Consider the following 19,511-nt stretch of genomic DNA (forward strand, 5'->3'; position numbering starts at 1 on the left):
AAGTCCTTATAATTTAAATCGAGGTTGGATTATAAAGTATCAAACGTTGACGAATGAAAGGTGGACATACACTCGCAGGAGGATACGAAATGGCAGCTATACTATCAGGAATTGACAAAATGGACAAATGTAGCTTGAAAATCAGGTGCCATCGTTTATTTCAGTAACAAAGGAGGAGCCGATGATGGTCGATTCGTTTATTCAATTACCTGTCAATGATCGTAAACGAACAAAACAATTAATGATAGAGTGCCAAAATTTAAAGCAGTGCTATCATGTTTTGTTCCAAAATAACACAGAATCTATCTTTACTATTGATGCTGAGGATCGTTTTACAAGTGTCAATTCAGCTTTAGAGGAAAATTCGGGCTATACAGCAAAGGAACTAATTGGTCTGCCATTTACTCGTTTATTTGATCATCGCCAACTTCCGATTATCAAAGCTTTTTTTGACCGTGCAAGAATGGGGGAAACACAGCAGTTCCAAACAGATATCATTGGGAAACTTGGTAAGAAAGACTTTTATGATATTAAACTCATCCCAGTTATTCGAGATGAAAAGGTAAGTTGTATATATGGAATTGCTAAAAATGTTACAGAACTAAAGAAGATCGAAAATAAATTAACCGAATTATCGTACTATGATCATTTAACTGGACTCCCAAATAAACATAGATTTACTGAACAATTAATCTCGTCAATGAAAAGGGCGAAAAAAAATCAGCAATCTTTTGCTTTACTATCTATTGATATCGATCGTTTTAAAATGATTAACGAAAGTGTTGGATATTTAATAGGCGATCAGATCATTCAGCAACTGGCTTATCGTGTCAATCAGACCTTACCAACCGATAGCTTTTTAGGGAGCTTTGGTGGGGACCGCTTCTTATGCTTATTACCTGAGAATTTACAGACAGAAGAAATAATGAGGCTCACACAGACTTTACTTGAGACCATCGACCGTCCCATTATTATTCAACAGCAAGAGATTCATGTCACAGCAAGTTTCGGCATTAGTTTATATCCAAATGATGGGATAGATTCCGAGCAACTGATGAAAAATGCTGATATCGCGATGCATCTTTCCAAACAGAAAGGTGGTAATCAATTAACCTTTTTTTCTGAAGAAATGAATGAAGAAGTGTTAAAACGATTCGAGATGGAAGGTTATTTAAGAAAAGCATTAAAAAATAAACAGTTCACACTTCATTACCAGCCCCTCGTTTGTTTAGAAAGTGGAGAGCTTTTTGGTAGTGAAGCTTTGATTAGATGGTACCATCCTAAAATTGGAAATATCTCTCCGGCACAATTTATACCTTTAGCAGAGGAAACAGGACTCATTAACGATATTGGTCGATGGGTATTAAATGAGGCATGTAAGCAGAATAAATTATGGCATGATCAAGGTTTTACACATTTACAAATATCGGTTAATGTAGCTGCATGTCAATTTCAACAAAAGCATTTTTTAAAGGTTGTTAAAGATGCCCTGCAACAATCGGGCCTTCCACCAAAGTATTTAATTTTAGAATTAACAGAAAGTACGATGCTGAAAAATAAAAAACATAGTATTGCAGTTATGAAAGAGTTGCAAAGAATGGGCATTCAAGTATCGATTGATGATTTTGGTACAGGATATTCCTCATTAAGTTATTTGAAGGATTTGCCAATTGATACATTGAAGATTGATCGTTCTTTTATACATAATTTACGTATGAATACATCTGATGCTGCGATTGTGAAAGCAATCATTACGATGGGGAAAGGGTTGCAGTTAAAAGTGTTAGCAGAGGGTGTAGAAACAGAAGAGCAAATGAAAGTGCTGAAGAAACTGGATTGCCACTTTGCTCAAGGGTATTTTTTTCAAAAGCCATTAGTAAACCAAGAATTTGAAAAAGGGTTGCAGCAGCAATGATCATAACATTGGAAATGAGACTGTAGACGAGCTTGTAGTGAGTGTCTACAGTCTTTTTTTCTTTTTTTTGTATGCTCATTTTATCCGGAAGAAGAGATTTTTTCAATGACCATTCTTTTTCCACTATTTAAAGTAAATTCGAAACGGTCTGTCTCTTTTTCATAATAAAAGAAATGATGCTGTACGCTACAAATATGCTCTTGATTATCAAAAATCATAAAATTAACACCGCTTTTTCTTGTTTCATCACCGAAAAATGTCAACTGATTATAGCAGTAAATACAATCAAAAATGGAGAAATCAATGCTGTTTAAACTAGTGATGAATTGTACAAAGGCATCGTCATTTACTTCTTCTAATAATGATTCTAATGAGAAAACGAGATGCTTTTTAATTCTTATCTGATCTTGATCTTTTAAATGGAGCAGATCACTGCCGCAATGGATTTGGCCATTGAGTGATAATACACCTTTTCGCCACCGTTTCAGTCTAAATACCTCAATTTCTTGTTGGCGATACTCTTCTAATGAAGATGCTTCATCCGTTTCCTGGTCAAAAAATACCCACTGATTATTAATAAATTCAACATTCCCCTCCATATAGGCTCTTGATTGTTGTTCTATTAAATTGAGTCGTTGTTGTCTGTTCATCATAAACCTCCAGGTAAAAGTCTTTCACTCTATTTTTTGGCAATTTCCTAATGTTTTATAACCTTTATCTAGGACAATTAACCATTTATTTTAGCTCGCATAGAATAAATCCATGCATGATGTTCCGGGCAATTCCACTCGTTTGACATCATTAATTATCCGCTTAAATATTTGCTGCATCTATGATGCTCGTAGAAAGGGTGAAGAAGCCATGTGTGGAATCACGGGCTGGGTTGACTTCAATACAAATATGCAAAATGAACGTCCGACACTAGAAAAAATGACGAATACTTTATCTAAAAGGGGTCCTGATGATACGAATATTTTTGCTTCTGGGCCAGCCGGGTTTGGTCATAAGCGATTAGTCGTTGTTGATCCAGTTGGCGGAAAGCAACCAATGACTATTGATAAGAATCAAAATCGCTATACAATTTGTTACAATGGCGAACTTTATAATACAGAAGATTTAAGAAAAGATCTCCTTATAAAAGGATATTCGTTTAAGGGTCATTCTGATACAGAGGTGCTACTAACTTCTTACATTGAATGGGGAAAAAATTGCCTTCAATATTTAAATGGGATATTCGCCTTTGCGATTTGGGATGAAAACGGTCAAGAACTTTTTATTGGTAGAGATCGATTAGGGGTTAAGCCGCTTTTTTATAGAGAGACAGTAAAGGGGTTACTGTTCGGTTCAGAAATAAAGGCGATTTTAGCACATCCAGAAGTAAAAACAGAAGTAGATAGAGAGGGATTAGCAGAAGTATTCGGTCTTGGACCTTCAAGATCCCCAGGATCAGGTGTTTTTCGCGGGGTGAAAGAGCTACGACCAGCTCATGCATTAACACTATCACAACAAGGGTTAAAGATTTGGCGATATTGGAATGTGGAAAGCAAAAAACATGAAGACTCTTTAGATGAGACAGCTGAAAAAGTACGTAATCTTGTTACAGATGCAGTAACAAGACAACTCGTATCGGATGTTCCTTTATGTACGCTCTTATCTGGTGGATTGGATTCAAGTGCGATCACAGCCATTGCAGCCACAGCATATCAAAAAGAGGGAAAACCACCATTAAAAACCTATAGTATTGATTACGAAGGCAATGATCAATTCTTTAAGGCAAACGATTTTCAACCAAATGCGGATGGTTTTTATATTAAGAAAATGTCAGACACTTTCCATACCATTCACCAGAATTGCATTATTTCACAGGAGGAGCTTGCCGCTCATTTAGTTGAAGCAGTTCATGTAAGAGATTTACCAGGTATGGCAGATATCGATTCTTCTCTACTTTGGTTCTGTCGTGAAATTAAAAAAGAGCATGTGGTTAGTTTGTCGGGAGAATGTGCGGATGAGATTTTTGGAGGCTATCCATGGTTTCATCGTTCGGATGATCTCAGTCGAACTGGATACCCTTGGATGCGATCAATCGATGAAAGACAGCGCCTCCTGAAAGAAGATTGGAGAAAGAAATTAAACTTAAAAGATTACAGTATGGATAAATTTAATCAAGCGATTGCTGAAACCCCACTTTTAGAAGGAGAAACACCGGAAGAAGCAAGAAGACGGCAATTATTCTATATAAACATGCTTAGCTTTATGACAACGTTATTAGATCGTAAAGATAGAATGAGTATGGGAGCTAGTTTAGAAGTTCGTGTTCCTTTCGCAGATCATCGCCTAGTAGAATATGTATGGAATATTCCATGGGATATGAAAATGCATGGTAATCGAGAAAAAGGAATACTAAGAAAGGCGTTGGAAGGGGTATTACCAAACGAGGTATTATATCGTAAAAAAAGTCCTTATCCGAAAACACATAACCCTGCTTATATTAGCATTGTGACAAAAATGTTGAACGACGTATTAGAAGAATCATCCTCCGTTCTTTTTGAATTATTCGATGAAAAGAATTTACGAGAAATCGTAGCAACTGAAGGCTCTGCTTTTCAAGTTCCATGGTTTGGACAATTAATGACTGGACCGCAGCTTCTCGCTCACTTAGCACAAATCCATTATTGGTTTAAAGATTATAATATTAATATTGTTGATTAAAAAAAGAGGTGTTCCCTTTTTAATTATTATGGGAGCACCTCTTTTTTTCTACGATAAAAATAGAAATCTCACTCCAATTAATTAGTACGATATAAAAGAAATGTTACGATTTTAAATATTTTGTTCACTTCTGTTTGACGAAGTAACAACAAACCGCTAATCTATAATGGTTAACGTTTTTGTAAAATAGAGACAAACTATCATTAAGGAGGAGAAAGATGAAAAAGGTCATCACCCTCATCTTAATTCCGCTATTACTAGTGTCATTAGTGCCAAGTGTATTAGCAGAAGAAAAACGAAGCTTACAGGATGAACTTATTTATTATGTTATGATTGATCGTTTTAGCAATGTAGATAGTAAGAATGATTACCATGTGGATGTGAAGGACCTTGAAGCGTTCCATGGTGGTGATTTTGTTGGTATTATTGAAAGACTTGATCATATTGAAGATTTAGGTATGACGACGATTACCTTGAACCCGATATTTGCAAACGCCGATAAAGGTTATCATGGATATTGGGTGGAAGACTTCTATGAAACAGAAGAACATTTCGGAACGTTGGAAGAATTTAAACGACTAGTGGAAGAAGCACACAAAAGAGATATCAATGTCATGATTGATTTCCCACTAAATTATGTTGCAGCTACACACCCATGGGTAAACGACCCTACTAAATCAGATTGGTTGAAGGAATCTGAGGAGATCTCAACACCAGATATGTTCACGAAAGATTGGTTAGCTGGGTTGCCCCAAATCAATTATGAGAATGAAGAAGCAGCACAATATATCATCGAAGCGGCTAAATGGTGGATAACAGAAACAGGTGTAGATGGTTATCGTTTAGAAGGCATCCAGTTAACAGATAAAGATTTTCTTCAAAGCTTTGTAGACAGTGTAAAAGAAACCGATAATGAGTTTTTTGTTTTAGGTGAAGTATGGTCCACAGACCCACAAGAAATTGCTAAATATGAAATGACCGGTATAGATAGCTTAACAGACTATGCTTCAACATCTAATATAAGGGAAGCATTTGTAAAACCGGATGTGTCAATGACTGATACTATTGGTGACATCGAAAATAACATTGATACATATGAAGAACCAAATATGGTTACAAGACTAATTGATAGTAAAGATATGATTCGTTTTACAAATCAGCCAGTCGCATTAAATGAACATCCAGGACCAAGGTGGAGAACAGCGTTAACGTATTTGTTTACAACCCCTGGGATTCCAATGTTATATTATGGTAGTGAAATTGCGTTAATTGGGAATGAAACCCCCGATAACCGCAGACAAATGGATTTTCGTACGGATCCTGAGTTAATTGAGTACATCGGACAGCTAACAAAAGCAAGAGAAAAATTACCTTCTATTGCAAAAGGAGATTTTACTCTTTTACATGAAAGTGAAGGTTTTACGGTTTTTAAGAGACAATTTAAAGAAGAAACATCAATAGTAGCCATCAATAATACAAGTGGTACGAAAGATTTAGTATTAACAGGAGAAGAGATAGAGAATGATAAAGAGTTGCGAGGATTATTAGCTGGTGGGTTAGTAAGAAGCAATGATCAAAATGAATATCATCTCGTACTAGACCGAGAAGAAGCTGAAATTTATGTTCTTACCGAAAAGCAAGGGTTTAACTTTGTTTATGGAGCAACATTGTTATCAGTGTTACTTGCCTTCTTTGCCTTTTTATTCTTGGCTAGAAGAAGAGGTAGAAATCGGACAGGAGAATAGAGAACAAAAGATGCCGAAACAGTCTCGGCATCTTTTTTTGATAGTAAATGTAATTTGATTGGTTAGGTGCATTTCAAGGTTATATTACACTACATAATAGTGGGGCAGAGAGAAAAAGATATGTAGCATTCTTTTTTAGTCTTGTCCCCCTCTTACTTTCCCTATCCATTAACAATTTTCCCGCCGTTAATATGCAACATTTGTCCACTCATATAACTAGAATCGTCGCTTGCTAAGAAGACATAAGCCGGAGCGAGTTCAAAGGGCTGTCCCGCTCTTTTCATTGGAACATTTTTTCCAAATGATGCAACTTCTTCAGCAGAGAAAGTGGACGGAATCAATGGTGTCCATATAGGACCAGGGGCAACACCATTCACTCTAATCTCTTTGGACGCTAACTGCAAGGAAAGTGACCTAGTAAAAGAGACAATGGCCCCTTTAGTTGAGGAATAGTCAACTAATAGTTCATTACCTGCATAAGCGGTGACCGAAGCGGTATTAATGATCGAGCTGCCAGCTCCTAGATGTGGTAGTGTGGCTTTTGTTAAATAAAACATAGCATAAATATTTGTTTGGAAAGTTTTTTCAAGTTGTTGACCACTAATGTCCTCGATATTTTTTTGTGGATGCTGTTCACCAGCGTTATTAACAAGAATATCTATTTTCCCAAATTTATTTAACGCTTGCTTTACGACTTCCTGACAAAAAGGTTCTGATGAAAGGTCTCCGCTAATTAAAAGGCATGTCTTCCCAGCTTGTTCGACTAATGTTTTGGTTTCTTTTGCATCTTCATGCTCATTTAAATAAGGAACAATAACGTCTGCACCTTCCTTAGCGAAGTAAATAGCTGTAGATTTACCTATACCGCTATCTCCGCCAGTAATAATAGCTACTTTACCTTCTAGTTTTCCAGCAGGTTTATAATCTTCATTCACATAGATCGGCTTAGGAATCATTTCCTCTTCCGTTCCTGGTTGATGATTTTGATGTTGTGCCATAAAGCTTTTTGGCAATTGTTTATTATCCATCCTAATCCCTCCTTGCTGTTGTTTTCCCTTTTTATTATGTTGAAAACCTTACATTGTTATGAGGACAAACTTAAGTACAAAAAAGAGGCAGTGGAATCACTGCCTCTGTGCTGGTATGTAATTATCGATAATTAGAAAATTGAACATCGATTGTTAAATCAGCTTCTCTTACTAGTGAGATGATTTGTTGAAGATCATCTCTATTTTTCCCTGTGACGCGGATTTGATCATCTTGCATTTGACTCTTAACTTTAACACCACTATTTTTAATTAATGTATTGATTTTCTTCGCGTTATCTTTGTCAATCCCTTGAACTAAGCTTGCTCTTTGTCTAACTGTGCCACTTGAAGCAGGCTCAATTTTGCCATAATCTAAATTCTTAATCGGGATCCCTCGTTTAATCATCTTACTAATTAGCACATCTTTCAGTTGCTCTAGTTTGTATTCGTCATCAGAAATAAGGACGAGCTCTTCTTTTTCTAAAGTAACCTTACTTTTGCTTCCTTTAAAATCATAGCGTGTCTGTATTTCTTTCATTGCAATTTGAATTGCGTTAGTGACTTCAGCAAAATCTACTTTTGATACGATATCAAATGAACTTTCTTTAGCCATAAAATAATTGTCCTCCTCATGAAAAGAGTTTCACTTTATGTTCTTATTATAGTAGAATATAGCAATGCGAACAACTTTAGGAGGATTTAAATGGCTTTAATAGATGAGATCGGCAAAATTACAGAGTTATTAGTTTCCAGAGAAGCGGCTTTTGGTTATTTCTTAACAGATGGAGAAGAGGACGTTCTGCTTCATAAGAATGAGGTCAAAGAAGAAATTACAGAAGGACAAAAAATTTCTGTCTTTATTTATGTAGATTCTGAAGGTAGAAAAACAGCAACAATGACATTACCTGAGATTACCGTTGGAGTATATGGCTGGGCGAAAGTAGTAGATGTTAATCCTGAGCTCGGGGTATTTATAGATATTGGTATTAGTAAAGATATGTTACTGGGAAAAGAGGATTTACCTGTACACGAACGAGTATGGCCTACTGTTGATGATACGGTATATGTTACATTAAGGGTTAATCGAAACGGTAGAATATATGTGAAGCTTGCGACAGATCAAGTGATAGCTAGTATTTCACATAAGGCTGGAAGGGAAGAACTTAATAAAGATATCCACGGATTTATTTATCGTACAGCCAAAGTTGGAAGCTGGATTTACACAGCAGATGGCCTAAAAGGCTTCATCCATGAAACGGAAAGACGTCAAGAGCCAAGACTTGGGGAAAAAGTGAACGGTAGAATCATTGATGTCAAACAAGATGGTTCGATTAATGTCTCCCTCAGTCCAAGAAAACAAGAAGCGTTACTTGATGATAGTGAAATCATTCTTAATTACTTGCAATCACGTAATGGAGCTATGCCATACAGTGACAAAAGCGCACCAGAGGATATAAAGGATAGATTTCAACTAAGCAAAGCTTCTTTTAAACGTGCACTTGGTCGATTGATGAAGGATGGTAAGGTGTATCAAAAAGAAGGTTGGACTTATATAAAAGAGAATGAGTCAAAATAAATGAAAGCGGGAAGGTGTGAGAGCCATCCCGCTTTTTTTGTATGATTTCATAATAATCTTATGAAATCGGGCAAAGACTGAAGTTGTATTAGTTGATAGTAAAGGTAGAACTAAGATTTGGTCTTGGTAGAAGTCGTTGCTAAAAAAGAGCGAGAAGGAAATATATGCGATGTAAAAGAGAGAAACAAAGAAATGAGTAAATAGAAAAATCGAGAACTAATAGTTTGAGGGAAGAAAGAATGAGTAGGGCAAATGAAGAAATCGCGACTAAAAGTTGAAGGAAGAAAGAAATAAGTAGGGGAAATAGAGAAATCGCGACTAAAAGTTGAAGGAAGAAAGAGATGAGTCGGGCAAATGGAGAAAACGCGACTAAAAGTTGAAGGAAGAAAGAGATGAGTAGGGGAAATAGAGAAATCACGACTAAAAGTTGAAGGAAGAAAGAAATAAGTCGGGCAAATAGAGAAAATGCGACTAATAGTTGAGGGGAGAAAGAAATGAGTCGGGCAAAAAGGGAAATCGCGACTAATAGTTGAGGGGAGAAAGAAATGAGTCGGGCAAATGGAGAAAACGCGACTAATAGTTGAAGAAACAAAGAAATGAGTAGCGTAAATAGGAAAAACGCGATTAAAAAGACGCCCACCGCTATACCCACGAAAATAGTATATCCTAACAACATGGTTAAGGATATGCACAAAAAATAATCTTTGAAAAATATCCATTGAGCCCAATCTCAAGACAAAGTTTTGTAAACTGTATAAGTCCTAAAATACTTGAGGTATCTTAGGACTTCACTTTTATCATTTGAAAACTTTTTTTCAATCAAAGATGGTCTGTTTTCTTTGAAAAGCTTTTTCGACCTTCTTGCTTATTTTTTGTTTCTTCCATGTTTTTTTCATGGTTAAATGCGTTGTTATCTTTTGCTTTTTTGTCATTATCAGTTGTATGAGACATAAAATAAACTCCCTTCCATTCTTCATCTGTACACATTTAGTGTTTGAAAGAATGGAAAGAAGTATGTATAAGTGCGTTAACCTTTAAGTTTATTTAAAAAGAAAATTGCAATTGTGCCGGCACCAGCATGGGATCCGACTGCTGAACCAATTGGAGAAATATAAAAGTGTTCAACACCAAATTCTTTTTGAATCATCTCTTTCACTTCTAGGGCAGTGGCTTCATCATCACCATGACTAATAGCCACCATTTGTCTATCCAAGGCAACGCCTCTTTCCCTCATGATATCAATGATCCGTTTAAAGAGCTTTTTACGACCGCGATGTTTTTCAATTGGTACAAGTTTTCCATCTTCAACATTCAATAGTGGTTTAATATTGAGTAGCCCACCTAAAAAGGCAGATGCTTTAGAAACTCTACCGCCCTTTGCTAAATACTCTAAGTCATTAACCGTAAATAAATGTTCCATATGTTCGCAATTGAATGTTGCATTGCTAACAATTTCATCTTTGGTAAGTTGCTCTTTTGCATCTTTTGCAGCATTCAGTACAACTAATCCATAACCTAAGGAAGCACATTTACTATCTATGATGGTTAAGTTAAAGTCTGGGTAGGTTTCTTTTACTTGATCTAACACCATAACTGCAGTGGAATATGTTCCAGAAAGTGCGGAAGAAAAGGCTATATAGATACCATCTTCCATGTTTTTCGCCATATTCGTAAAGATCTCTTCAAATAAAAGGGGAGAAGCTTGGGAGGTCTTAGGTACCTTACCTTCTCTTATGGCTTCATAAATATTCTTGGAATCGATCGTCAACAGGTCATCGTATTCCTTTCCATTTAAATGAACCTTCAATGGAATAAGTGTGACATCGTTTTCTTCAAAAAAACTTAACGGTAAGTCACATGCGCTGTCAGCGAGAATTTTAACTGACATTATTTCACCTGCTTTCAACTTATAGATGATACTAGTTTATAGAAACTTAGGAAAAAAAACAATGGAATGCATTGAAAAACCTAAACTTGGGTAAAGAAAAGATAGAGAGATGATTAAGGAGGTCAATATGAATTGGATTGAAACAAGAAAAATCATCATTATTGTTGTGGGGGCTATATTAAATGCGATAGCGATGAACTTTTTCCTCATACCCGCAAATGTATATGCGAGCGGCTTTACTGGAGTAGCTCAACTTCTTTCGAGTATATTAAATGGTGCAGTTTCTACTGGCATACTTTTATTTATTTTAAATGTACCAATAGCTATCTTTGCATGGAAACGTGTGGGTAAACTTTTTACCTTATATAGCCTTTTAAGTGTTGTGATTACAACTGTTTCTATGGAGATTATCCCTGTCATCAGTGTATCAAAAGATATTTTGTTAAATGCTGTGTTTGGGGGAGTCATTGCAGCCGTCGGTGTCGGTATCACATTGAAATGGGGCGCTTCAACAGGCGGTATGGATATTATAGCTATGTATCTCTCGAAGGCTAAGGATCGACCAGTTGGTACATACTTTTTTTCATTAAATGCTGTTATTATTATTACAGCTGGCTTCCTTTTTGGATGGGAAAAAGCACTTTATACATTAGTGACATTATATGCATCCACACGGGTTATTGATGCAATTCATACAAGACATGAAAAGCTTACAGCGATGATTATTACTAATAAGCAAGATGAAATGAAGAAGGCCATTCATAATAAATTGGTTAGAGGAATTACAATGATTCCTGCAAGAGGAGCATTTTCCAATGAACATCGGGAAATGCTAATGATTGTAGTATCAAGATATGAATTATTTGACTTACAAAGAACCATTCAAGAAGTAGATCCTAACGCATTCACTAATATTGTAAATACTGCCGATGTCTATGGTGTTTTTAGAAGAGATTAATGAAAGGGGGCAGTTATGCTACATTTACTGCTTAGTGCCATACTTGCGACGAATTTTCTTCCACAGCAGTCTGAAATGGAAGCAAACAACCATATGGATATTCAATTTGAAGTTCAAGCGGTTTCGGAAGAAAAATTGGTCCTTACTTTTACTGTTCATAATCAAACAAATGAATTGGTCGAATTGCAATTTAATTCTTCCCAAAAGTATGATTATGAGGTGGTGGATGAACATGGAAAAGTAATATATAGGTATTCGGATGGAAAAGCCTTTTTACAAATGATTCAAACAGAGAACCTTTCTGCGGGAGAAAAAAAGGAATGGAAGTCTACTTGGGATTATCAAACCGCAAATGAAAATACCTTAAACCCAGGCAGTTATAAGGTTGAGGCGAAATTTTTAGGACAGGTAATAAAGCCAGAAGGAATGGAAATAAACCAAACTTCACAAACCACATTTATGTATGGTAAAGATCAACTCTTTAACAATATTACAGTTGAGGGCAAAGATGGTATCTATCATATTAAGGGGCATTATAAGGGGCAGTTGCCGGTTATGTATTCTGTAGAAGATGGCCATTTTTTGCTTATAAAAGAACAGCCTGTTCAAGTGAATAAAGATGGTGATTTTAATATTGCTGTGAAAGTGAAGGAAGAAGATTTACCAAAAAACGGTTCTTTAATCGCTTACCTTTCTGAAAAGGGAAGTAAAGGAACTCCGATTATACTGCAAAGTTTTTAAGATGGAAAAAGAGCTAACTCGAGAAAAGTTAGCTCTTTTTCCTTCGAAATTTTATATTCCACCGAGGGAAGAGTCATTTACATTCTTTAACTTTTCAGCTTCTGCCTCCGAGTATGTTGAATGGTAGGGTATACGTGCATCATGCTGAGTGACACTATCGGCACCTTGCTTAATAAAGCGCTTCGATTTATTACGTTTGCCCATTTATAATCTCCCCTTAATGAAGAATATTGAAGTAGCTAATTGCTACGACATCCTTTATTTTGTACCATTTTTACTTTTTTTAGTAAGGGTAGATTTTGGTTAGTGTGTTTTTAAATTCAAATAATCATTTAAGAAGATACCAATCCCATCTTCTTCATTTGTTAAGGTCACTTCATTAGCCGCTGTTTTAACAGCGTCAATACCATTACCCATAGCCACACCAATACCAGCAAAATCAAGCATTTCTAAATCATTATCTTCATCACCGAAAGCAATCACTCGCTCTTTAGGAATATTTAAATAATCACAAGCTTGTTGAATGCCAATTGCCTTGTTTAAACCAGCCTTAACGATTTCGATAATATGGAAAGGTTCGCCCCAGCTCCGTTGATGAATAACTTCAGCATGCACATCATTCAAATGGCGCTGAATTTGTGTTATTTGCTCTTGATCTGTATGAATGAGCATACTTGTTGGGGAAGCAGGCAGGAAGTTTCTTAAATCCCCTGTAGTGACTTTAGGGTTACCGAGATTAAACATATTCATCAGTTTTTCATCATGATAATGATAATATACATCATCAAGCACTTCCGCAATAATATTATTGAACTTAAAATCTTGACTAGCATCAATAATGTCTCTTGTCACTTTCATATCAAGAGGCGTATGGCGTATTCCCCATTTTGGATTTGTTGGATGATGAATAAAGGCACCGTTGAAATTAACGATAGGTGTGGTCATTTGCATTTCCTTATAATACATTTCACTTGAACGATAAGGCCTTCCTGTAGCAATCATCACCTCATGTCCGGCTTCACGGGCTTTAAATAGGACTTCTTTTGTTTTTTGTGAGATGGTTTTATTATCTTTTAATAAAGTGCCATCTAAATCAAGAACGATTAAATGTTTTTGTGTCATAATATCTCCTTCAGTTTTTTATAGGAAAAAATCATTCATCTAATAAGCATTAAAGTATGGTAAGGCGCAAATAAATGTTAAACTTGAAAGGCAGTTAATATTTTCAAGTAGTACTTATAATCTAAGTTTACACTATATTACCAATGTATACGGTCATTTGTAAAAGAAATAACCTCTTTTATAAGATGTTTACATTTTCTTATAGTTTTTAACATAGGAGGAGACATAGTGGTTATTATTGATCATCAAGAATTAAAAGGTATTCCCGCTTTGCATATCGTGAAAGATGAGTTTAAATCTGAATCGTTGCCCCTCATTTTCTTCATTCATGGTTTTACTAGTGCGAAAGAGCATAACCTACATTATGCCTACCTTCTTGCTGAAAAAGGATTTCGTGTTATATTACCAGAAGTGAATGAACATGGTGAAAGAGGTCATGGATTGCCAGAGCCTGAATTGCAATTAAAATTTTGGGATATGATTATTCAAACAATTAAAGAATTACCTGAGATAAAAGAAGAGTTAGTAGCTAAAGGGTTAGTTGATGAGAATCGTATTGGTGTGGCAGGTACTTCGATGGGCGGAATTATTACACTTGGTGCCTTAACACAATATAAATGGTTGAAGGTGGCAGTTAGTTTAATGGGCATGCCATATTATGAGAAGTTTGCTGGTATGCAAATTGAAACAATGCGGAAAAAAGTAAAGGATTTCCCATTATCAGACACTCAAGTAGAGGCTGTTCTAGATGAAATTACAAAGTATGATTTAAGTAAACAAGAGGAAGTTTTATCAGGGCGTCCGTTGCTATTTTGGCACGGTAAAAAAGATACGACTGTTCCATTTGCGCCAACTTATGACTTTTTTCAAACGATACAACCTTTATACAAGGACCATCCAGACAGGTTGAATTTCATTGTTGATGAAAATGCAGGACATAAGGTAAGCAGAGAAGGATTATTAGCAACAGTTGAATGGTTTCAACGATATTTATAAGAAAAAGTGATAGTTAAAACAGCTATTCCTTTTTCATTGATGACTTTTTTGTTATGATAGCTATAACATATGATATGAGGAGTTGTGTTCGATGGACAAAGATTTAAAAGAAAGCATTATGGGCGCACTTGAACTTGTTGTTGACCCTGAATTAGGAGTAGATATCGTTAATTTAGGACTCGTCTATGATGTTACTATGGATGATGAAGGAAATACGGAAGTTGAAATGACTTTAACTTCCATGGGTTGTCCTTTAGCTGGCACAATTGTTGATCAAGTGAAAACAGCGCTTGCTGATATCCCTGAAGTAAAAAGCACGGAAGTCAATATTGTATGGAGTCCGCCATGGACAAAAGATAAAATGTCTAGATATGCAAAGATTGCATTAGGCGTTCGTGATTAATTAAGGTGTAAGAAAAAACAGCAAAGCATTGCTTGCTGTTTTTTTGTATGAAAAAATATTGAAATAAAATAGCGCTCCTTTGCCTTAGGTACAGGGATAAAGCTTAAAGTAGAGAAGCGAACGATATTTAGTACTCTAATTGGCATATGCCAATAGAAGATTTCATGTTATATTGGAATAAAATCATTTTACATTTTATTTATAGAAAAAGTTATCGACGTGATCGATAAGACGGAGTTGATTTACATGAAACAAACTCATATTAAGGATTCACTCAATCGGCCATTACGAGATTTACGTATATCAGTAATTGACCGTTGCAATTTTAGATGCCAATATTGTATGCCAGCAGAAATTTTCGGACCAGATTTTGTTTTTCTACCTAAGAATGAATTGTTATCTTACGAAGAAATTGAAAGATTAGCACGGATTTTTGTTGGTTTAGGTGTAGAAAAAATTAGGTTAACGGGTGGAGAACCCTTACTACGGAGAGAATTGCCTTTATTAGTGGAGAAACTATCTCAAATTGAAGGCTTAGAGGATATCGGCTTAACAACTAATGGCGTATTATTACCTAAATTTGCTACTCAATTAAAAGCCGCTGGGTTAAAACGGGTGAATATTAGCTTAGATAGTCTGAAAGATGAATTGTTCGGTGAAATTAATGGACGCAATGTTGGGACAGGTCCGGTGATAAAGGGAATACACGCAGCAAAAGAAGCGGGACTCGGTGTCAAAATTAATATGGTTGTGAAAAAAGGCTTAAATGATGAAGAAGTCCTACCAATGGCGAAGTTTTGTAAAGAAAATTCACTACAGTTAAGATATATTGAGTATATGGATGTTGGTGATACAAACGGTTGGAAAATGGATGATGTGGTGACAAAGAAAGAAATTTTCCAGCAATTAAATGAACATTATGATCTTGAGCCTGTTGATCCTGACTACTTTGGGGAAGTTGCTAAAAGGTATCGATACACTGGTACAGATATAGATGTAGGATTTATTACCTCAGTATCTGAATCTTTTTGTTCTAGTTGTACCCGCTCAAGATTATCTGCTAATGGGCAGTTATATACATGTTTATTTAATGGTGAAGGACATGATATTAAATCATTTATTCGGTCAAATGTCTCTGATGATGATATTGTCGGATATGTTACTGACATATGGAACCATCGGAATGATCGTTACTCTGATGTCAGAACAGACGAAACGAGAAAAAATCGCAAAAAACTTGAAATGTCTTATATTGGCGGATAAAGATTATTTAGGGGATGGAAAAAGATGCTAGAAAAGAGGAAGCCGATTCAGGTTGCTGAAGCAGTTGAAAAAGTAATGAGATATAAACAAAGCGGCGCCGTTGAATTTGTCTCAATTAAGGAAAGTCATGGTAGATATTTAGGAAAAGATTTAACGGCAACAAGTGATGTACCACATTTTAATCGCTCCCCATATGATGGCTTTGCAGTTAGGTCTATAGATACGAAAGAAGCTTCTTTACAAAATGAGGTCGTTTTTGAAGTAGTTGATCATATTGGAGCAGGCTACGTATCATCAAAGAAAATAGGACCAATGCAAGCAGTACGTATTATGACGGGGGCAAAAATCCCTGATTCATGTGATTGCGTCGTTATGCTTGAGGTAGCGAGATCGTTTGAAGATGGGGACCAATCGTATATGTCTATTAAGCGTAGCTTCAACGCTGGTGACAATGTTTCTTTTCAAGGGGAAGATGCAAAGAAAGGCGAGGTACTCGTTGAAAAGGGGACGAAAATCAATCCTGGTATCCAAGCCATTCTAGCGACATTTGGCTATGCTGAAGTACCTGTAGCTAAAGGTCCGGTTATTGGGTTATTTGCAACTGGAACGGAATTATTAGAAGTGGAAGAAGAACTAGAGGATGGAAAAATAAGAAATAGTAATAGTACGATGCTCATAGCGCAAATCGAGCGCGTTGGTGCTGATGTGAAATATTATGGTAAACTACCAGATGAATTTGATACATGTTACGAAGCAATTGCGACTGCAATTGATGATGTAGACATTCTTATCACAACAGGTGGTGTATCTGTAGGAGACTTTGATTATCTCCCTGCGATATACGAGAAGCTACAGGCGGAAGTTCTGTTTAATAAAGTCGCAATGAGACCTGGTAGTGTTACGACAGTAGCACAGATAAATGGAAAATTATTATTTGGCCTCTCTGGGAATCCTTCTGCTTGTTATGTTGGCTTCGAATTATTTGCAAGACCAATCATTCGTTATATGTTAGGTTGCCGCTCCCCTCATTTAAGAAAAGAAACAGCAATCTTACAGCAGGATTTTCCAAAAGCAAATCCATTTACAAGATTCGTTAGAGCCGATGTGTATGTCACAAATGGATCATTGATGGTGCGACCTAGCGGTGTTGATAAATCAAATATTGTCATGAGTTTAGCAAGAGCAAATGCATTTATGGCATTGCCAGGTGGTACGAGAGGCTATGGTGTTGGAGATATTGTTGAAGTTTTCATGCTTGAAGATTTTGTGGGTAGCAATTGGCCGTGGTAACACCTAAAATTATGCAAGTGGTTGGTTATCAAAATAGTGGTAAGACGACATTCGTCACTCAACTTGTACAAGCACTAGCAGAAAAAGACTTGAATGTTGCAACGATTAAACATCATGGCCACGGTGAACCTGATGTAGTATCAAATAAAGATAGTAGTAGACATATCGTATCAGGAGCAACTGCCACCATTGTCGAAGGTGAAGGCATGCTATTAATGCAAGCAAAAAAGCTTAATTGGACACTTGAAGAGCAGATTCAAGTACTAACTTATATGAATCCAGATGTTATTATTATTGAAGGACATAAAAAAGCAAACTATCCTAAAGTACTATTACTGAGGGATGAAAACGATCAAAACCTTATTGAGCAACTGTCAAACATCAAATATATAGTGACAAAAGATGATAGCAATGAAGTGGTTATAAAGGAAATAGTGAATAAACTTATACGGTAGTTAATTACATGATATTAGTACATAAGATACTCCCCTAAAGGTAGACAGGTTTTAAATAAACCTGCTTTACTGCTAGGGGAGTATTTTATTATGCATTCAATTGTATAGAAGAATGGGGATGAACGAAAGAAGGTTAAGGTTAAAAAGAACAGTAAAAAGATTTTTTTAATAAATTAATCATTTTTGGTTTAATTGGCTTATCTTCGGGTAGGGGTTTAAATAAAAGTCCGAAAAATGTGTTAAATCTAAATTTTTATTTAATTTGTTAAAAAAACTTACAAAAACCTGTTGCATTTCTTTTCAGAAATTTCTATAATAGTAGTTAAATATTTAATAAATATAAATAAAAATTTATAAATATACAAAATTAAAGGGTGACATGATGAAAGCTTCAATTATTGGTACTACAGGATATGGTGGGGCAGAACTATTGAGAATATTAAAAAACCACCCCGAATTTGAAATCTCTTCTATACATTCCACTAGAGATAATTTAGCCATTTCTGATGAATATCCACATTTAATCGGAATCATGAACAATCAATTACAAAAGATAGAGCCAGAGAAAATTAGTGAAAGTGCAGATATTGTGTTTTTAGCAACCCCCTCTGGTGTATCGGGTGAATTAGCGGCACAATTTGTGAATAAAAATATTAAAATAGTAGATTTATCAGGAGATTTAAGATTACCCGCATCAGAATATAAACAATGGTATAAGAAAGACCCTACTTCTGATGAGGTGATTAATCAGGCGGTATATGGATTAACTGAGTGGAATCGAGACCAAGTGAAAACTTCTGACCTGATTTCGAACCCTGGTTGTTATCCGACTGCTACATTATTAGGTTTAGCTCCTGTAGTTATTGAGCAATTAATAGAAAAAGATCAAATTATCGTAGATGCAAAATCAGGCATCTCAGGTGCGGGTCGTTCTCTATCAAGGACGTCGAGTTTCGCCGAGGCGAATGAGAACTTCTCGGCATATAAAGTGAATCAACATCAACATACACCTGAAATTGAACAACAATTAAAGGTTTGGAATAAGGAAATGGAAGCAATCACATTTACTACACAGTTACTACCAATCACCAGAGGTATAATGGCTACAAGTTATGTGAAACTGAAAGAAAGTTACTCGACTAAACAGTTAGTGGAATTATACGAGCATACTTACCAGCAAAGTCCGTTTGTACGTGTTCGTCCAGTCGGTAATTATCCATCAGTAAAAGAGGTAGCCGGTTCTAATTATTGTGATATTGGTTTACATGTTGATGAGCGCACAGGCCGAATGACAATTATCTCTGTAATTGATAATTTAATGAAAGGGGCAGCTGGTCAGGCTGTGCAAAATGCAAATTTAATGTTTGGAATGGAAGAAACGACAGGGCTGGAAATGTCCCCGTTATACCCATAAGGAGGAAC

The 19,511-nt window shown here is 36.0% G+C and carries 20 protein-coding genes; 12 read left to right on the forward strand and 8 right to left on the reverse strand.

The features are described from left to right. The first annotated feature begins 184 nt into the window (after nt 1-184). Nucleotides 185-1,915 (forward strand): putative bifunctional diguanylate cyclase/phosphodiesterase, encoded by a 1,731-nt coding sequence (locus MHI57_RS23730; RefSeq protein ID WP_340978425.1) that lies wholly within the window; start codon nt 185-187, stop codon nt 1,913-1,915. A gap of 80 nt (nt 1,916-1,995) precedes the next feature. On the opposite strand, the gene MHI57_RS23735 is transcribed toward MHI57_RS23730, so the two are convergent. Beyond that, complete coding sequence (locus MHI57_RS23735; protein WP_095369844.1) at nt 1,996-2,565, reverse strand: DUF2777 domain-containing protein; 570 nt, start codon at nt 2,563-2,565, stop codon at nt 1,996-1,998. Nucleotides 2,566-2,776: 211 nt separating this feature from the next. Here MHI57_RS23735 and asnB point away from each other — a divergent pair, with 211 nt between their 5' ends. Both asnB and MHI57_RS23745 read left to right on the forward strand, forming a co-directional pair. Then, the gene (gene asnB, locus MHI57_RS23740) at nt 2,777-4,624 is read left to right on the forward strand and encodes an asparagine synthase (glutamine-hydrolyzing) (RefSeq protein WP_340978693.1); all 1,848 of its coding nucleotides are present in this window, start codon (nt 2,777-2,779) and stop codon (nt 4,622-4,624) included. Nucleotides 4,625-4,842: 218 nt separating this feature from the next. Next, a complete protein-coding gene (locus tag MHI57_RS23745) occupies nt 4,843-6,369 on the forward strand; it encodes an alpha-amylase family glycosyl hydrolase (RefSeq protein ID WP_340978427.1) in 1,527 nt (508 codons plus the stop codon). Between the two features lie 161 nt (nt 6,370-6,530). On the opposite strand, the gene MHI57_RS23750 is transcribed toward MHI57_RS23745, so the two are convergent. Together MHI57_RS23750 and MHI57_RS23755 are read right to left on the reverse strand one after the other, a co-directional pair. Beyond that, nucleotides 6,531-7,397: an SDR family oxidoreductase gene (locus MHI57_RS23750; protein WP_281202608.1), complete on the reverse strand. Its 867-nt coding sequence runs from the start codon at nt 7,395-7,397 to the stop codon at nt 6,531-6,533. Between the two features lie 121 nt (nt 7,398-7,518). After that, nucleotides 7,519-8,010 carry a YajQ family cyclic di-GMP-binding protein gene (locus MHI57_RS23755; protein ID WP_095369840.1) on the reverse strand — a complete coding sequence of 164 codons (492 nt, stop codon included), beginning with the start codon at nt 8,008-8,010 and terminating at the stop codon, nt 7,519-7,521. Nucleotides 8,011-8,100: 90 nt separating this feature from the next. On the opposite strand from MHI57_RS23755, the gene MHI57_RS23760 reads away from it, so the two are divergent. Further along, nucleotides 8,101-8,973, forward strand: a complete 873-nt coding sequence (locus MHI57_RS23760) for a CvfB family protein (RefSeq protein WP_322909157.1) — start codon at nt 8,101-8,103, stop codon at nt 8,971-8,973. Between the two features lie 139 nt (nt 8,974-9,112). Here MHI57_RS23760 and MHI57_RS23765 read toward each other — a convergent pair whose 3' ends face one another. The 3 genes from MHI57_RS23765 to MHI57_RS23775 form a co-directional block, all read right to left on the reverse strand. Next, complete coding sequence (locus MHI57_RS23765) at nt 9,113-9,613, reverse strand: hypothetical protein (RefSeq protein ID WP_340978429.1); 501 nt, start codon at nt 9,611-9,613, stop codon at nt 9,113-9,115. 179 nt (nt 9,614-9,792) lie between these two features. After that, entirely contained in the window at nt 9,793-9,924 is a 132-nt protein-coding gene (locus tag MHI57_RS23770; RefSeq protein ID WP_095369838.1) for a DUF3941 domain-containing protein, read from the reverse strand. Between the two features lie 76 nt (nt 9,925-10,000). Continuing rightward, nucleotides 10,001-10,861 carry a DegV family protein gene (locus MHI57_RS23775; RefSeq protein WP_340978431.1) on the reverse strand — a complete coding sequence of 287 codons (861 nt, stop codon included), beginning with the start codon at nt 10,859-10,861 and terminating at the stop codon, nt 10,001-10,003. 127 nt (nt 10,862-10,988) lie between these two features. Between MHI57_RS23775 and MHI57_RS23780 the strand changes: the two genes are divergently transcribed. Both MHI57_RS23780 and MHI57_RS23785 read left to right on the forward strand, forming a co-directional pair. Continuing rightward, entirely contained in the window at nt 10,989-11,819 is an 831-nt protein-coding gene (locus tag MHI57_RS23780) for a YitT family protein (RefSeq protein WP_095369836.1), read from the forward strand. Nucleotides 11,820-11,834: 15 nt separating this feature from the next. Next, nucleotides 11,835-12,560 (forward strand): BsuPI-related putative proteinase inhibitor, encoded by a 726-nt coding sequence (locus MHI57_RS23785; protein WP_307317924.1) that lies wholly within the window; start codon nt 11,835-11,837, stop codon nt 12,558-12,560. Between the two features lie 51 nt (nt 12,561-12,611). Here the strand turns inward: MHI57_RS23785 and MHI57_RS23790 are convergent, their stop codons facing one another. Both MHI57_RS23790 and MHI57_RS23795 read right to left on the reverse strand, forming a co-directional pair. Continuing rightward, the gene (locus MHI57_RS23790) at nt 12,612-12,764 is read right to left on the reverse strand and encodes a hypothetical protein (protein ID WP_191814850.1); all 153 of its coding nucleotides are present in this window, start codon (nt 12,762-12,764) and stop codon (nt 12,612-12,614) included. A 99-nt stretch (nt 12,765-12,863) separates the two neighbouring features. Beyond that, complete coding sequence (locus MHI57_RS23795) at nt 12,864-13,682, reverse strand: Cof-type HAD-IIB family hydrolase (protein ID WP_095369834.1); 819 nt, start codon at nt 13,680-13,682, stop codon at nt 12,864-12,866. 228 nt (nt 13,683-13,910) lie between these two features. Between MHI57_RS23795 and MHI57_RS23800 the strand changes: the two genes are divergently transcribed. From MHI57_RS23800 to argC, 6 genes are all read left to right on the forward strand, one after another. Then, nucleotides 13,911-14,678 (forward strand): prolyl oligopeptidase family serine peptidase, encoded by a 768-nt coding sequence (locus MHI57_RS23800; protein WP_095369833.1) that lies wholly within the window; start codon nt 13,911-13,913, stop codon nt 14,676-14,678. Nucleotides 14,679-14,769: 91 nt separating this feature from the next. Continuing rightward, on the forward strand, nt 14,770-15,081 hold the full coding sequence (locus tag MHI57_RS23805) for a metal-sulfur cluster assembly factor (RefSeq protein WP_095369832.1): 312 nt from the start codon (nt 14,770-14,772) through the stop codon (nt 15,079-15,081). Nucleotides 15,082-15,327: 246 nt separating this feature from the next. Beyond that, on the forward strand, nt 15,328-16,344 hold the full coding sequence (gene moaA, locus MHI57_RS23810; RefSeq protein ID WP_328198732.1) for a GTP 3',8-cyclase MoaA: 1,017 nt from the start codon (nt 15,328-15,330) through the stop codon (nt 16,342-16,344). Between the two features lie 24 nt (nt 16,345-16,368). Further along, complete coding sequence (locus MHI57_RS23815; protein ID WP_307317918.1) at nt 16,369-17,634, forward strand: molybdopterin molybdotransferase MoeA; 1,266 nt, start codon at nt 16,369-16,371, stop codon at nt 17,632-17,634. Continuing rightward, complete coding sequence (gene mobB / locus MHI57_RS23820; protein WP_095369829.1) at nt 17,628-18,089, forward strand: molybdopterin-guanine dinucleotide biosynthesis protein B; 462 nt, start codon at nt 17,628-17,630, stop codon at nt 18,087-18,089. Before MHI57_RS23815 ends, mobB begins: the two co-directional genes overlap by 7 nt. Nucleotides 18,090-18,471: 382 nt before the next feature. Further along, nucleotides 18,472-19,503, forward strand: a complete 1,032-nt coding sequence (gene argC / locus MHI57_RS23825; protein WP_095369828.1) for an N-acetyl-gamma-glutamyl-phosphate reductase — start codon at nt 18,472-18,474, stop codon at nt 19,501-19,503. Nucleotides 19,504-19,511 lie beyond the last annotated feature (8 nt).

Source organism: Cytobacillus sp. FSL K6-0129 (genome assembly GCF_038007625.1).
GTDB lineage: Bacteria > Bacillota > Bacilli > Bacillales > Cytobacillaceae > Cytobacillus > Cytobacillus kochii.

Coding starts and splice junctions, on each gene's coding strand:
- MHI57_RS23790 (WP_191814850.1), bottom strand. CDS start 12,764: ATGGGCAAACGTAATAAATCGAAGCGCTTTATTAAGCAAGGTGCCGAT.
- MHI57_RS23735 (WP_095369844.1), bottom strand. CDS start 2,565: ATGAACAGACAACAACGACTCAATTTAATAGAACAACAATCAAGAGCC.
- argC (WP_095369828.1), top strand. CDS start 18,472: ATGAAAGCTTCAATTATTGGTACTACAGGATATGGTGGGGCAGAACTA.
- MHI57_RS23815 (WP_307317918.1), top strand. CDS start 16,369: ATGCTAGAAAAGAGGAAGCCGATTCAGGTTGCTGAAGCAGTTGAAAAA.
- MHI57_RS23745 (WP_340978427.1), top strand. CDS start 4,843: ATGAAAAAGGTCATCACCCTCATCTTAATTCCGCTATTACTAGTGTCA.
- MHI57_RS23785 (WP_307317924.1), top strand. CDS start 11,835: ATGCTACATTTACTGCTTAGTGCCATACTTGCGACGAATTTTCTTCCA.
- MHI57_RS23770 (WP_095369838.1), bottom strand. CDS start 9,924: ATGTCTCATACAACTGATAATGACAAAAAAGCAAAAGATAACAACGCA.
- MHI57_RS23730 (WP_340978425.1), top strand. CDS start 185: ATGGTCGATTCGTTTATTCAATTACCTGTCAATGATCGTAAACGAACA.
- moaA (WP_328198732.1), top strand. CDS start 15,328: ATGAAACAAACTCATATTAAGGATTCACTCAATCGGCCATTACGAGAT.
- MHI57_RS23795 (WP_095369834.1), bottom strand. CDS start 13,682: ATGACACAAAAACATTTAATCGTTCTTGATTTAGATGGCACTTTATTA.
- MHI57_RS23805 (WP_095369832.1), top strand. CDS start 14,770: ATGGACAAAGATTTAAAAGAAAGCATTATGGGCGCACTTGAACTTGTT.
- MHI57_RS23780 (WP_095369836.1), top strand. CDS start 10,989: ATGAATTGGATTGAAACAAGAAAAATCATCATTATTGTTGTGGGGGCT.
- MHI57_RS23755 (WP_095369840.1), bottom strand. CDS start 8,010: ATGGCTAAAGAAAGTTCATTTGATATCGTATCAAAAGTAGATTTTGCT.
- MHI57_RS23760 (WP_322909157.1), top strand. CDS start 8,101: ATGGCTTTAATAGATGAGATCGGCAAAATTACAGAGTTATTAGTTTCC.
- MHI57_RS23775 (WP_340978431.1), bottom strand. CDS start 10,861: ATGTCAGTTAAAATTCTCGCTGACAGCGCATGTGACTTACCGTTAAGT.
- MHI57_RS23750 (WP_281202608.1), bottom strand. CDS start 7,397: ATGGATAATAAACAATTGCCAAAAAGCTTTATGGCACAACATCAAAAT.
- asnB (WP_340978693.1), top strand. CDS start 2,777: ATGTGTGGAATCACGGGCTGGGTTGACTTCAATACAAATATGCAAAAT.